We start from the raw sequence: 13,398 nt of genomic DNA, 5'->3' as shown, positions 1-13,398 counted from the left end.
GTAGTCTCATTTAGAAGGTAAAATTACTACTTATTTCACTCGCCTGCTTTCAGATTCCAATCCGGAATGTCTTTCCCTGTTCCCGGCGATTTTCATATTGCCGAAACGGTAGCTGAATCCGAGTTTCAGCTGCCGGCTGTCTTCATACCCGTTATTGCGGTAATATAATCCGTCGAAATCACGGATACCGTACCAGCGCGATGTCTGAAACAGGTCGCTGATACCGATGCGAAGGGTACCGTTATCTTTCATGACTTTACGCTGTACGCCGATGTTGGCTACCCATACGTGCTTTGTGCGCTGAAAGCCGCCAGCCAGGTCCGGCGCCTGATAGTAGCCACTCAGCTCCGCCTGCATTTTCTTACCTATATTAAATACCTGCTGTATATTGATCTGTATGGTATTGATACGGAGCGTTGCTGTGCGCAGTTTATCAAAGCTGATAAGATGCTGCCGGTGGTACATGTTCACATTAGCGGTGATATTCCACCATTCCAGGGGAGATACGGAAGAGGTCAGATTCAGCCCTATCATATGCTGTGTACCCACATTTTCCGGCATCATTACCATTTTGTTGCCGCCGGTACTGTCGGTAACCGGCACAAACATGTCGCGTTTATGCGTGTACGTTAGCACAGCTGATAAGATACCGCTGGCATTATACCCCAGGGAGACGCTGCTGGCATATTGCGGGCGCAGGAAAGCATTCCCCTTCCATTTAGACAGTTCATCCAGCTGGTATTCAAAAGGGTTCAGGTCTGTATAGGTGGGCCTGTCTATCTTGCGGTTGTACCCCAGCGTAAACTGATGTGTGGCAGACGGTTGGTACGACAGGTGTACAGAAGGAAACAGGTCAAAATAACGGTTCTTCACTTCCTGAATGGTATCCTGTCCGCTGACGATGCTTTTCGCATGCAAGGCGCCATTGGCAACGGTCTGCTCTCCGCGTACGCCGGCCCGCAGTTTCCAGTTGCCCCACTGCTGATCGGCGAGGATATAAGCGGCATATACGCTTTCTTCATAGCGGAAGGTATTGCTGCGCGCTATGTTCAGCTGATCTTTCTTCTCCATCACATCAAACAGTTGCACTTCGTTGTCACTGATAACGGCATTGCCTTTTATACCGGCGCTCAGTTTTCCTTTTGCAAACGGTTGTTCATAGTCCGCCTTGATACCGTAGATATTAATATCGCTGAAGTTGAAATTACGGATAGAATACTGCCCCGTTTCTGTGATGCTGTCTGCCGCAATGAAGTGGTTGGTCAGCAGGTTCTTAATACGGGCGCGGTAGTAGCCGTAATCCAGGTCTGTTGTAAAAAGGCGGCCGGAAGTATCCTTGTACTGATAGTTGAAATTATAGTTCTTCCAGTTCTGCTTTTGCGAATAATAATCGTTGGTAGCCCGTAATACAGACTGCAGGCGCTTTGTGGCGCTGTCTGCCAGATAGGTAACGGTGTTGGTTAATCCCGGCCCGAAGTAGAGATTGGCATTCATCATCAGCCCCAGCGTATGCCGGCTGTTGATATTATAATCCACGCCTATTTTGAAGTTAACGGGGTTTCTTTTATCTGTATCTTTTGTGCGGTTGTCTATCAGCTGCGCCACCTGTTCCCTGTAGTAATCATATTCCATATTGCGGTAGCCGAAATAATGGTTATAGTTACCGAATACATTGAATTTACCCGTACGGTAGTTCAGATTCAGCGCGGCTTCTGTTTTAGGTGTTTGTCCGAAGTGAATACCGGCGGCAATATCTCCGTTTAACCCGGAAGCCGTGTTCTTCTTCAGCCTGATATCGATAATACCGCCGCTGCCGGCAGCATCGTATTTACTGGATGGGGCAGGCATCATTTCTATCCGTTGTATGTTGGCGGACTGCAGGGAGCGGAGCAATGCCGTGAGGGCTTCTCCCTGCATATAGGTGGGTTTTCCGTCTATATACACCGTTACGCCGGATCTGCCGTTAAGAGAAATGTTATTGGAAGGATCTATGCTGACGCCCGGAGATCTTTTGAGCAGGTCCAGCGCATTACTGCCCATGGCATTCACGCTGCTGCTGACGTTGTAAACAATCTTTCCGTCTTTGAATTCAACCGGTTTTTTCCTGGTGGTAATGGATATTTCCTTTAGTTCCCGAATGGTAGAATCTTTTTTCTGTGCACACACGTTGGTGGTTATGCCGCACAGCACAATCAGTATAACTTTTCGCATATAGGTTGTTATCAGGCTTTGAGGGGAGACAAAATAATAAAGCGAAAATTATTCTGACAGATAAAAGGGTGGAGTGGTATTTTTTCCGGATGAAAGTGAGTACAGGGAAGTATTATCCTTCCCTGAACTCATCCAGTATAGCTTTTATAGCTTTCAGGTATCTCCCGTAATTCCTGTGGAGCGCAATTTCAGTGGCGATGGCAATCAGGGCGGTAAATACAGTCATTACCATGATGAGATAACCGATGGGCTTATTTGAAAGAGCGGCGGCATCTGCGGACGGTATGAAGAATACCGCTGTAATAATCAGTCCGAGCGCCAGCATCAGCAAAGCATAGGTAAAAGACCTGTACATTTCAATATTCAGCTTAATATCATAATACACGGCGTATATATGATCTTTGCTGTTCAGTTCCGTATTGCTGATGCGGCGGTAAAAGAAATAAAAGCGGATGAAATAATAGGCGGTGATAGCTACTGCAATACCATATACACAATAATAGGCGGTAGTCATCACAACACCGAAATGATAATATGCCGGAACAAAGTACATCAGCATCAGGGCAGCAACCTGCACAATAGCTTCCAGCCGCATATTTGAGCGGATCTTATCCACAGGCAGGGCGGCCTTTTTGCTGTCTATTTTAACAGGAACAATGATGTTACTATTGTCTTCTTCACTATTCCAGGCGGATTTTATATCATCAAAATTCATAACCTTGTTGTTTGATCAGTGTTTTTAATTTTTCTTTTGCTCTGTTCAGTTTTACCCTGGCATTACCTTCGGAGATACCCAGGTTTTCTGCAATTTCTCTGTGGGAGTAATTTTCGAGATGATAGAACACCAGTGCCTTTTCCAGTCTTTCCAGCTTTTGCACCGCTCTGTAGAAGTGCTGCAGCTGCGTTTCCCGGATAGCTGCCTGCGGATCGTCTGCCGGTATGTGTTCCGGCATCTGATCGGAAGTCCGGAGCTGGCGCTTTTCCTTTTTCAGGAATACAATGGCGGTATTCAGCGCCACGCGGTACATCCAGGTTGAAAAGCTACTCTGGTGTTTAAAGGAGTCATAAGATTTCCAGAGCTGGCAGACTATCTCCTGGAAAAGATCCTGCTGATCATCCTGGGTGTCCATGTACATTCTGGAAATCTTATGAATGATTCCTTTATTTGCTTCAATCAGTGCAAGAAATTCCTGTTCCTTGTTTTTCAAAGTGGGATCTGCTTTAGTTCAGAATAGGCTTTACCTGGTAACCTTTGGCCCTGAGCTGCGCTATCAGCCCTTTCTCCCCTCCCAGGTGCGCTGCGCCTACTGCAAAGAAATTACTTTCTTTTTGCATCATGGCCGGCATTTTGGCTATCCAGTTATTATTTCTCAGGTTCAGTATCCAATACGCTTCCTGCGGTGTCATGGATTCAGGATTGGTAATGTGCCTGTACAGCATATCCAGCCCTTCTGCCCTGTAGTAACCTACCATTTTGGCGGTTTCCAGCTGATTTTTCTTTATGTCCAGTTTTTTCAACTGTGCTATTACAAAAGAATCAGGGTAAGCGTTGTTGAAATATACAATCTGTTCCTTTAGTTTCTCAAAAACATTGACAGTTTTATTTGTTTTCTTCGCCATTTTCAGCAGCTCATACTCATACATCATAAGGTCCTGGCAAGAAAACCCTTTGGTGGCAATAGCACTCTGAACAACGGACAGGCGGGAGGAATCATATTGCTTCAGGGAAGCAGCAGGATCCAATGCTGCTTTCAGGATAGAATCCACCACGTGGTAATCCTTTACTGAAATACGCTGCAGCAGCGGCGTACCGGCCCGGAATCCGGCCGTTGCATCTGCCAGTTCAGCCGGATCAAAAAGATTGGCTTCGAATACAACGGAACTGGTATTATTAAATGCTGTCTTCACTTTCTCTCTGATTTCAAAATCTCCTTTACACATCAAATGCATGGTACCATAGAGATAGGAAGGTTTGTCGAGCCCGTTGCCGCTGATCTCCCACAGCAGGGAATTATCTTTGGGGGCCTGTGCTTTTGTCTGTCCGTATACCAAACCGGAGATGGTAAATGTAATGGCTGCTATCTTTCTGAATAAAGTTTTCATCGTTTTAAAGTTTTATACTTCATTAGTATCTGCCGGAGTTATTTTGTTACACTTTCCGGCAATATTTTTTTCTTTTTTCTCCTGGCAGATGAAAACCCTTGACAGCAGGACATATTATAAAGAAAATATTCTTTCGGAACTACCGGTTTCCCGGTACATATCCTGAGATGTATATACTTTATCTTCGTGAAAACTGCAGCCATTCATGAAATATTGCATATCAGTACTGCTACTACTTATTATATATATACACGTCCGTGCCCAGCAACTCACACCAGCAGCCATTGAAAAAGCGGCTGCCTCCCTGGAGGCGCAACAGGTGCTTACTGCCGCCGGTAAAGCAGAGCTGTTGCGTTTCGCCCGCCAGGAGCCTTTGAAAATTTATGAAGGAATTCCTGAAGCGGCGTTGCAGCAGATCACGCAAAATGTATTTATAGCAGATGCCGATATGATAGCACAGGTACCGGGCCGGTCGCGCATTCCCAAGGCATTACTGGATTCTCTTTCTACCCTGGACAAATACCCCTGGGCAGGTCATGGCCCTGAGTTTGCAGAGGAATACTACCTGTACGATCAGTTTCCCTCCCGCTATGCGCTCGTTAATTTCATTGTCAGCATGGCGCAGTATTATGCCGGCGAACATACACAGGATCTCAGCTATGACAACAACCGGTCTTTGCTGGTAAAGCGGCTGGGAACACTTTTCGGCCCTGCGATGCAGCCGGTATTTCAGGACAGCACCCTTTCCTTTGATGTATCCCCCGATGATGATACGCCTGCAGCACAACGTGCGCGGGTACAGGCATTCAGGCCCTATCTGCAATGGCTATACGTTTTCAGACAGGCGGGGCTGGTTCATGTGGAAGACAGCCTGCCGGAGCGGTATTACAGTGATGGCAGCCATATTATCTCCGGCATCACGCACCTGCGCTTCCTGCAGGAGCTGACTAACCGGCTCAGCTTCCTGGATAAATATCCTTATATAAAACAGCAACAGCTAAAGGTGCTGGACACGCTGCAGCTCACAGGCGTGATAAATGAATCGGCCAAAACCCGCATCATAGCGGGGATGAAGCCCTATGCCCTGCTGGGGGCGGAAGATATTTTTCCCTACTGCGCCACCGCCGTGCCGATATATATGGCTACTGATATCAGGCCTTATGACTACATTCCCCGGAACGACTACGGCCGTATTCCGGATACCTCCCTTAAAGGATTTACGGAACGGATTGTTGGCAGAGTTTCACGAAAGGTACTCCCCCTGCAGCTTACAGACCTGCAGGTGCATCAGCAGCGGCCGGCTGCCAACGGCCTGTATGCCTACCAGGAGCAGCTGGCTCTCAGCAGGTCAGCCAAAATCACCTCGCTGACCATGCGCCTGAACAACCGGCTGTACAAGGAAACCATCGATGAGAAAGAATTTGAATCCTGGATACGTCCTGAAAACTTTCAGTTTCTGAATCATTATATGGAAGACACCGGCGATGACCGCCGCTTCTTTTTTGTTTCCGGCAACAGCCTGCTGCGCTATGAAACAGCGCCGGATACCGTTTATCTGGCGCTCCTAAACTCCGTACAGGCGGACGCGTTAGTGTCCAGGTATCTTTTCCCGCGGCTGGCAGGTTGCTACAATGGCAGCCCGGGCGACTATGACTACGCCGTTTACCCCATGGAATATTTCTCTATGGAAGAGCGCCTGAGCAGGCGTGAAATAGATACTATCCTGGCCCGGTGCCGGACATATAATATTATTCCCGGCGATACGGTATATCTGCCGGCAGTTGTCAGGGAACAGAATCCGCGGAATGTAAACGATGTACTTGCCTTTGCTGCGGGATATTTCAGCAGCAGGTTTCACTTCAACGATCTCATCACACAAACACAGAAAGCACTGCAGCGGGTGCACCCGGCCGGTAAGACAGTATTCCGGGTGATAACAGAAGATGATATGAACGATACCGGTATCTGGGAATATACTTTCAACGGCAAACCTTACCGGATTGCTGCCACCGGGGAAGAAGAGCTGTTCAGGAACGATCTGCTGGTAAGCAGTATCAATGCAGCGTTGAACGCCAACGGTACAGGCTATACGTTGATTCCGCTTCCCGACCGTCAGGACGCCCTTTCTGCCGCTACTTACGGCGAAGGAGTATACATACTGGCGCCCCGGGAAGCGGAACAGATGATCCGTTTTCTAGCGCTGAACAGGCGTTAACCAGTAGAGGTTTACCGGATCGCCGTAAACAACCGGCATGGCAATAGCGGGATCGGTGGCCGCAGGAGCCGACAACAGCAGGCTATTGTAAGGCTCAGGCAGTGCAGACACACCTACTGTATGACCGGTGCCAAACCAGGAAAGTGTTTTCCACGGCCTGTCTGCCAACCCTGAGATCGTAGCGGCAACTTCCATGATCTGTTCTTCCGGGAAATCTTTTTTAGGAAATGCCATCGCCAGCTCCGCCCTGCGGAACGCAGGCGCATTATCATTGTAAAATATTTCTATCACCGGCATAGGCCGTATGCTCATACCCAGCGTGATGAGGTATACTGTTTCATTATTCTCGAAACGGGCCAGCCCCATAGGCGGCCACTGATCACCATCAATGGCATAATACTTTGTGGTTTCTCCCAGCACAGCTTCATAGGCATGGAGGTATTGCGGCTGCAGCATGCCCCATGCCTGGTTGGTTTCATCGCTCCACTCCTTCCAGAAGGCGGCAGCCTTTTCCACTTTGGCATGCAGGGTATTGGTAGCAGGTGTTCCCAGCGGGAATACAATGCTGTTGTCATCTGCACCGGTGCAGTCGGTAGCATATGCTACGGCACGTTCATCGGAGTAAAGCGTCCAGCCGGGGATAACACCGAGCAGAGCACCGTCATACAACAGCGCGGCGCCATCGCCTTCTTCTGTCCATACAATTTCTATGCGATCAGCTTCCAGTGGTTCCTTTCCTTCAGGATGGCTGCACCAGGCGGCTTCCAGCATAGGCGCCATTCCTTCTCTCATTGCCTGCACATCTTTCTTGTGGGGAGCAGCTTTAAGATTACGCAGCCAGCACGGGCGCGGAGAATATTTATTCGTAAACAGTTCAGAAGGATAAAGATAAAAGTAAGCCACCCTGTCGTCCTGTTCTACCACGGCATACAACGTACCGCGATTGTTAGCCTGTTCTATCAGCATTACCGGATCCATATTTGAGATTTATTTATTTAAGATTTGATTATTTGAAATGCAGCGAAGAATTAAGCGAACTCTTTTCTATCGGCTTCAGATCAATGATCCGCTAAGTTCTTCGCTGCATTTTAAATGACCAAATCTCAAATGAAAAAATCTCAAATGAAAAATAAATTTTGTGGTTAAATTAATTTGTCTACATTTGCAACCTCATTGCGAGGTAGAGCAGAGGTAGCTCGTCGGGCTCATAACCCGAAGGTCAGTGGTTCGAATCCGCTCCTCGCTACAAAAGAAAATCCCGGACACTGGTCCGGGATTTTTTTATTATATAGAAATGTTAAACCACAAAAAGTGCAATACCTCCTCTTGCAAAATAGTATACATTTATCCGGAACAAACCAAACCACACTGCACACAGTAACGCTATGACAACAATCCCATCACTGTATACCTGGGCCGGCGGGCAGGAAGCATTGGAAAAACTGACGACGGCATTCTACGCTAAAGTATTAAAGGATGAGCTACTGGAGCCGGTTTTCAGGCATATGAGTCCTGAACACAGCAAACATGTAGCGCATTTTATAGGAGAAGTTTTTGGCGGACCGCCGGTATATACTACTGAGGATAACGGCAGCCACGCCAAAATGGTAGCGCATCACATCGGCAAAGCCCTGAACGATCCCCAGCGTAAGCAATGGATAAAATTATTACTGGAAAGCGCGGATGAAATCGGGTTGGCAGATGATCCGGAATTCAGATCCGCATTAGTAGGCTATCTGGAATGGGGCAGCCGTATTGCGGTCATCAATTCCAACGCCACCGAAAATCCCATCAACGAAAATGCTCCTATGCCTGAATGGGGCTGGGGTGTACCCGGCGGCCCCTATCAGCCGTAACTTTTATTTTTAAATCCCTTAACTATCATTATCACCATGAAAAAACCATCAATTGCCTTCATCGCAGCCTCCTGGATAGCACTGTTAGCAGGTATCCTTGGTTTCATCATCGGATTATGGAACGCCACCATGCAGCTGAATGAAAAAGGATATTACTTTACCGTACTGATGTATGGCCTTTTTGCAGCTGTTTCTGTACAAAAATGCGTACGCGACAAACTCGAAGGTATTCCTGTAACAGATATTTACTACGGCATCAGCTGGGTATCCATGCTGCTCTGCATCCTCCTGCTCATTATCGGGTTATGGAATGCCACGCTGCTTCCCAGCGAAAAAGGATTCTATGCATTCGCCTTCCTGCTGAGCATTTTCGGCGCTATTACCGTGCAGAAGAATACGAGGGATGGGCAGGCAGCGAAAGCAGAAATCAGAGACTAATTATGCATTAAGAATTATGAATTAAGAATTATGAATTATGAGTTAGGGCGAAGATCTAAGCGAGTGATAAAACACAATCACCCGCTTAGATCTTCGCCCTAACTCATAATTCATAATTCTTAATTCATAATTACAACTTATATCCCGTCACATTTCCCCCGAAATCCGCCACATACAACGTTCCGTTATAAACCGCCATATCGGCGAAAACCGGTGCGCCTACGTTAATGCGGGAAACCGGTTTACCGGTGTGCAGATCCAGCACATATACATATCCGTCTGAAGCGCCTGTCAGCAGGCGGTTTCCGGCCAGCAACGGAGTAGACTCGATAGTGGCGGAAGAAGGCGAGGTATAGGGAGCGGTATAGAACAGCGCTTCTCCGGGAGTAAACTGCCATACCTGCCGGTGCGTGGTTTTATCGAAGGCTATCATGCCGCCGGCAGCGGTGCAGGTGATGATATACTGAGCTGTTACCACCGGAGCAGTCATTGTTTTCAGGGCTTCCGTGACAGGAATGCTGTCTACTGTTTTGCCTGTCAACGGATCCAGTACATGCAGTTTATTGATGCCATGCACATATAACAGGTTGTCATAGAAAGCAGGCGTGCCGCTGCGGAAGCGGATACCTTCATCGCTGCGTTTCCATTTAAGCCGGCCGGTGGTGGCATCATGAGCGAAGAGGTGATTCCAGTTGGAGGAGGTGACCAGCAGACCATCTTTCAACGCCATCGCTGCGGGCGTACCTTCTCCTCCCTGCCAGTCCTGGTTGGTCCATTTTACCTGTCCGCTTTGTATATCGAGTGCCTGCATATACTTGCCGGCGCCGGTATAATAGATGCCGTCACGGATAGCACCGCCGGAATTATAGGAAGGCAGGTCTTTCAATGCGCCGGCATGTTGCCACTTCAGCTTGCCGGTGGCGGCTTCCAGGGCATAGGTGATACCTTCTGCATCTGTAGCCAGTATCAACCCTTTGCTGTAACTCAGGCTATGTTTGATGGAGTTACGGGTAGGAAACTGCCATAACTGCTTACCTGTCTGCGCATCCAGCGCAAGAATTTTACAATGTCCGTTTCCTTCATCATCGATAGTACCGATGAATATTTTCCCTTCTGCCCCGATAGGAGATGATTTCCAGATATTACCGCCGGTGCTGGCTGTCCAGAGCAGGCGGAGCTGTGCAGTGGCGGATAAGCCGGTAGTACCTGTACGTTCAATGTTCCGCAGCACTTCCGGCCATTCCGGTCCTTTTACAGCCGGAGCAGCTGTTTTAGCCAGCGTAAAGGTATCGCGGCGGAACAATGTCAGTCCTGTTCCGGTAACGGCTTCTACCGCCGACGTATATACGTTATTGAACCAGGCAGCCGGCACGGGTGTGGCGGCAGTCCAGGTCCAGTCGGTACGTGGTTGCAGGGACAACTGTTTCAGCAGGTTTCCTTTTTTATCGTACATGCTGAACAACACTTTCTTAACGGGAGAGGTGGTATGATAGGCGTTTACGCTGACGAGCAGGTTATTACCGTCAAAAGCCGCACCAGCCGCGGAAGGCGACACCTGTACTACCTGATTGTGTACATAGGTATAGCGGCGCTGCACATACGAAATACCGTTTTTATCCACATCCACTACATCGAAGTTGGAAGGAGAATTATCGATACCTCCATCCGGCGGCGGAGCCGCACAGAGGGAACGGATACCACTGTTGCCATGCGTACGCGCGAAGTTGATATGCCAGTGCCCGTAGATCCATGCCTTCAGGTTGTGATCGTTCAGATTGATACTGTCTTTTGCGGAGCGGATCGTAAACAGGGTATCATAAGTGAGCAGATCATGGTTAAATACGATGACAGGCTTTTTCGGGTCTGCGTGTGCCAGATCGTTTTTCATCCAGGCTATTACTTCATCCACCGTATAGGAAGGCTGATAATCGCCGTAACGCATGGGCGTTACGATAAAATGTGCCGGCCCTGCCTCAAAGGAGTAAAACACCGGGCCGAACAACGACTCATACAAAGCCTCTCCGTAGGCGCCCTTCACGAGGTCATGGTTACCGATACAGTAATACGTGGGAACGCCCATGGTGCGGGTATTTACATGCTGCGCATGGAACTGCATTCCTTTTTCGTAACAGATATCGCCGGTATGAATGATAAAGTCTGCGTTTTCATTGCGGGCATAATCCCGTGCATCCGGCAGCCAGCTGTTGAACTGATGGGTTTCCGTATCTGCGAGGCGAACGAACTTTGCAGCAGCTGTCTGCGCTCTGCCCGTCTGTTCCAGTCCGAAATCATATCCGGTAGTGCTACTGTCTGTTTTCAGATAAAATTCCCTGGTAAACCTGTACCCTGCCGGTGTAGTGATAAACACGAACCTGGCTTTTGCATGCCCCGGCAGATGATAATTCCCGGATTTATCTGTTTCCACTACTGTCAGCCCATCGGAAACCCTCACGCCTGAAAGGCCCTGCTCTCCTGCATCCGCTTTACCATTGGCATTGCTGTCTGCGAATACTTTTCCTGAATACCCCTGCGCCATGGCAGCCTGCAGCCAGAGGAAGCTGCAGAGGAAGAATGTTGTTGTTTTTATCATGGTTATTATTTAAAAGGGGAATTACGAATTACGAATTGCGAATTACGAATGTAGAAGCGAAGAACTAAACGAAGATTAAAGGGGGATAACTATTGTATATCTCTTTTAATCTTCGTTTAGTTCTTCGCTTCTACATTCGTAATTCGCAATTCGTAATTCGCAATTCCCGACCAACTATTTATCCCATCCAAAAATCTGTTTCAGATTATCGTTCAATACGATCTGTTGTCTTGGAATCGGGCGGTAATAATATTTCGGTTCTTCGAATCCGCGGCCGGTGCGGTCGCTGCCAAAAGCAATGTGGCCGTTGGTTCCGTTGGTGAGGTAGAAATTGCTTTCCTTACCTTTTTCAACGAGATAGAAGCGGGCCAGTCTGCCTCTTACATCTGCGGGCAGGCCCATGATGGAAGAGGAATCGTTTTCATTGGGCAGGATGGCCATGTCAGCAACACCGTCGCCGGTCATATCGATGCCGCCGAGAGCAGGCACATACATGCCTTGTGGCGCCTCTTTCAGGAGGTTGCCGGCTTTCCAGCGGTTAACATCGTTCTGGCGTAATCCTTCGCAGGCCAGTTCTACCCTGCGTTCGCGGCGTATCTCCAGGATAACGCCGGTGTTGGCGGAGTTTACGTCCTTATAAGCGCTTTTCAATACAGGATCAGGAGTACCATTGGCAGTACCCATATTCAGGCGTGGCATCAGTACGCGGTCGCGCAGCAGGTTAACGGATTTATCCAGATCTGCCTGTGACAGCTGATCCAGCTCAGCTTTGGCTTCTGCGTAGTTCAGCAGTACTTCTGCATAACGGTAGATAGGCAGCGCCGTGTAGTTGGTACCCCAGCTGTTGCGGATGGCCGGATCGCGGGGATAGTACTTCAGCTGGTCATAACCGCCGAGGGAAGGCTTCGCTACATAGTATATATTGTTATTGTTGGGAGAATAGCCCGGGAAAGATACGGTCTCGGCTAAACGCGGATCCCTGTCAGCAAAAGTGGCTACAAACCCCTTCTTGTCGTAATCCGGCTGGGAAGTGAATGGCGTACCATCTTTCATGAGATAAGTGTATACGAGGCTCTGGCTGAGGCTCCAGGTCCATCCCAGTACGGAATGGGTATCATTACCCTTACCCAGTGCCGGAGATGATTCTCTCCACATGATAATCTCCCTGTTACCGTTCAGTGTAGGGCTCACAAACAGTGCACGGTAGTCTTCTCCGCCTTTTCCGGTGGTGTAGACACTGTATTTACCGCTGTTCATGATTCTCTCGGAGGCTTCCGCTGCTTTTTGCAGGAAGGCGCTGGCAGTACCCTGCAGGCTCAGCTCCGGATGATACTTTCTGAAAGTACCTTCAGACAGGCAAAAGCGGGACATCAGCGCCAGTACGGCATATTTGCTGACACGGGTACCATTTGTTTTGGCGGAATCAGCAGGCAATACGTTATTGGCTGCATACTCCAGGTCGGCCAGCACGGAGTCTGCTACGGCTTTGCGCGGATCGCGGCCTTTGTACAGCGCCTGGTCCACATTACTCATAGCAGTCGAATACCAGGGCACATCTGAATAAGCGGCAATCTTTCCGGCATAGAATCTCGCCCGGAAGTAACGGGCTACACCGGTATAATGACGGATCAGTCTGTCGTCGCCCTTTACGCGGTATACGTTATCCAGCATAAAGTTGGCATTACGCAGCTGATCCCAGTCATCCCAGCCACCTACGTTGTTCTGTGAAATGTTGCCGTGTACCAGGTTTTCCAGTTCAGTACCGGCGCTGTTGACGTTATCTGAATTAATATCATTGGTGGGGGCACCTGCCTGGTTATCGTACAGTTTATTCAGGTAGGTTTCCAGGTCTTGTGGTGAGTTGAAATAATCTGCAGCAATAATTTCAGTCTGTGGATTGCGCTGCAGGAAGTCCTTTTTACAGGACACTGCCATACAACCCGATATAAGCAGGGAAGTGATAAGCCTCGTATTTTTCATGTTGC

The 13,398-nt window shown here is 48.6% G+C and carries 10 protein-coding genes and 1 tRNA gene; 4 read left to right on the top strand and 7 right to left on the bottom strand.

Features of this window, described 5'->3' with window-relative positions; genetic code table 11:
- Positions 1–30: 30 nt before the first annotated feature.
- From GWG06_RS11575 to GWG06_RS11560, 4 genes are all read right to left on the bottom strand, one after another.
- Positions 31–2,211, bottom strand: coding sequence for an outer membrane beta-barrel family protein (locus GWG06_RS11575; RefSeq protein WP_160713417.1), 2,181 nt, complete (start codon positions 2,209–2,211; stop codon positions 31–33).
- Positions 2,212–2,323: 112 nt separating this feature from the next.
- Positions 2,324–2,926, bottom strand: coding sequence for a hypothetical protein (locus GWG06_RS11570; RefSeq protein ID WP_160713415.1), 603 nt, complete (start codon positions 2,924–2,926; stop codon positions 2,324–2,326).
- Positions 2,916–3,419: an RNA polymerase sigma factor gene (locus GWG06_RS11565; RefSeq protein WP_127036675.1), complete on the bottom strand. Its 504-nt coding sequence runs from the start codon at positions 3,417–3,419 to the stop codon at positions 2,916–2,918. The genes GWG06_RS11570 and GWG06_RS11565 overlap by 11 nt, the downstream gene beginning before the upstream one ends.
- A gap of 13 nt (positions 3,420–3,432) precedes the next feature.
- Positions 3,433–4,314, bottom strand: a complete 882-nt coding sequence (locus GWG06_RS11560) for a TraB/GumN family protein (protein WP_127036676.1) — start codon at positions 4,312–4,314, stop codon at positions 3,433–3,435.
- A 205-nt stretch (positions 4,315–4,519) separates the two neighbouring features.
- On the opposite strand from GWG06_RS11560, the gene GWG06_RS11555 reads away from it, so the two are divergent.
- Positions 4,520–6,529 (top strand): hypothetical protein, encoded by a 2,010-nt coding sequence (locus GWG06_RS11555; RefSeq protein WP_160713413.1) that lies wholly within the window; start codon positions 4,520–4,522, stop codon positions 6,527–6,529.
- On the opposite strand, the gene GWG06_RS11550 is transcribed toward GWG06_RS11555, so the two are convergent.
- Positions 6,509–7,507: a suppressor of fused domain protein gene (locus tag GWG06_RS11550; protein WP_160713411.1), complete on the bottom strand. Its 999-nt coding sequence runs from the start codon at positions 7,505–7,507 to the stop codon at positions 6,509–6,511. The two genes, GWG06_RS11555 and GWG06_RS11550, sit on opposite strands and share 21 nt — an antisense overlap.
- A 196-nt stretch (positions 7,508–7,703) precedes the next feature.
- Here GWG06_RS11550 and GWG06_RS11545 point away from each other — a divergent pair.
- The 3 genes from GWG06_RS11545 to yiaA all read left to right on the top strand — a co-directional run bounded on the left by GWG06_RS11545 (position 7,704) and on the right by yiaA (position 8,823).
- Positions 7,704–7,775, top strand: a tRNA-Met gene (locus GWG06_RS11545).
- Positions 7,776–7,914: 139 nt separating this feature from the next.
- Positions 7,915–8,385, top strand: a complete 471-nt coding sequence (locus tag GWG06_RS11540; RefSeq protein ID WP_160713409.1) for a group II truncated hemoglobin — start codon at positions 7,915–7,917, stop codon at positions 8,383–8,385.
- 36 nt (positions 8,386–8,421) lie between these two features.
- A complete protein-coding gene (yiaA, locus tag GWG06_RS11535; RefSeq protein WP_127044665.1) occupies positions 8,422–8,823 on the top strand; it encodes an inner membrane protein YiaA in 402 nt (133 codons plus the stop codon).
- A 130-nt stretch (positions 8,824–8,953) separates the two neighbouring features.
- Here yiaA and GWG06_RS11530 read toward each other — a convergent pair whose 3' ends face one another.
- Both GWG06_RS11530 and GWG06_RS11525 read right to left on the bottom strand, forming a co-directional pair.
- Entirely contained in the window at positions 8,954–11,413 is a 2,460-nt protein-coding gene (locus GWG06_RS11530) for an outer membrane protein assembly factor BamB family protein (RefSeq protein ID WP_160713407.1), read from the bottom strand.
- 174 nt (positions 11,414–11,587) lie between these two features.
- Complete coding sequence (locus tag GWG06_RS11525) at positions 11,588–13,393, bottom strand: RagB/SusD family nutrient uptake outer membrane protein (RefSeq protein WP_160713405.1); 1,806 nt, start codon at positions 13,391–13,393, stop codon at positions 11,588–11,590.
- Between the last annotated feature and the right edge of the window lie 5 nt (positions 13,394–13,398).

The organism is Chitinophaga solisilvae (assembly GCF_009928525.1).
Taxonomy (GTDB): domain Bacteria; phylum Bacteroidota; class Bacteroidia; order Chitinophagales; family Chitinophagaceae; genus Chitinophaga; species Chitinophaga solisilvae.
Note: the sequence above shows the minus strand (reverse complement) of the source record. Positions and strands in the feature narration are given on the sequence as shown.

Bases quoted from the DNA above. Each gene is read 5' to 3' on its own strand.
- GWG06_RS11530 (WP_160713407.1), bottom strand. From the start codon at position 11,413: ATGATAAAAACAACAACATTCTTCCTCTGCAGCTTCCTCTGGCTGCAG.
- GWG06_RS11575 (WP_160713417.1), bottom strand. From the start codon at position 2,211: ATGCGAAAAGTTATACTGATTGTGCTGTGCGGCATAACCACCAACGTG.
- GWG06_RS11540 (WP_160713409.1), top strand. From the start codon at position 7,915: ATGACAACAATCCCATCACTGTATACCTGGGCCGGCGGGCAGGAAGCA.
- GWG06_RS11525 (WP_160713405.1), bottom strand. From the start codon at position 13,393: ATGAAAAATACGAGGCTTATCACTTCCCTGCTTATATCGGGTTGTATG.
- yiaA (WP_127044665.1), top strand. From the start codon at position 8,422: ATGAAAAAACCATCAATTGCCTTCATCGCAGCCTCCTGGATAGCACTG.
- GWG06_RS11560 (WP_127036676.1), bottom strand. From the start codon at position 4,314: ATGAAAACTTTATTCAGAAAGATAGCAGCCATTACATTTACCATCTCC.
- GWG06_RS11570 (WP_160713415.1), bottom strand. From the start codon at position 2,926: ATGAATTTTGATGATATAAAATCCGCCTGGAATAGTGAAGAAGACAAT.
- GWG06_RS11550 (WP_160713411.1), bottom strand. From the start codon at position 7,507: ATGGATCCGGTAATGCTGATAGAACAGGCTAACAATCGCGGTACGTTG.
- GWG06_RS11555 (WP_160713413.1), top strand. From the start codon at position 4,520: ATGAAATATTGCATATCAGTACTGCTACTACTTATTATATATATACAC.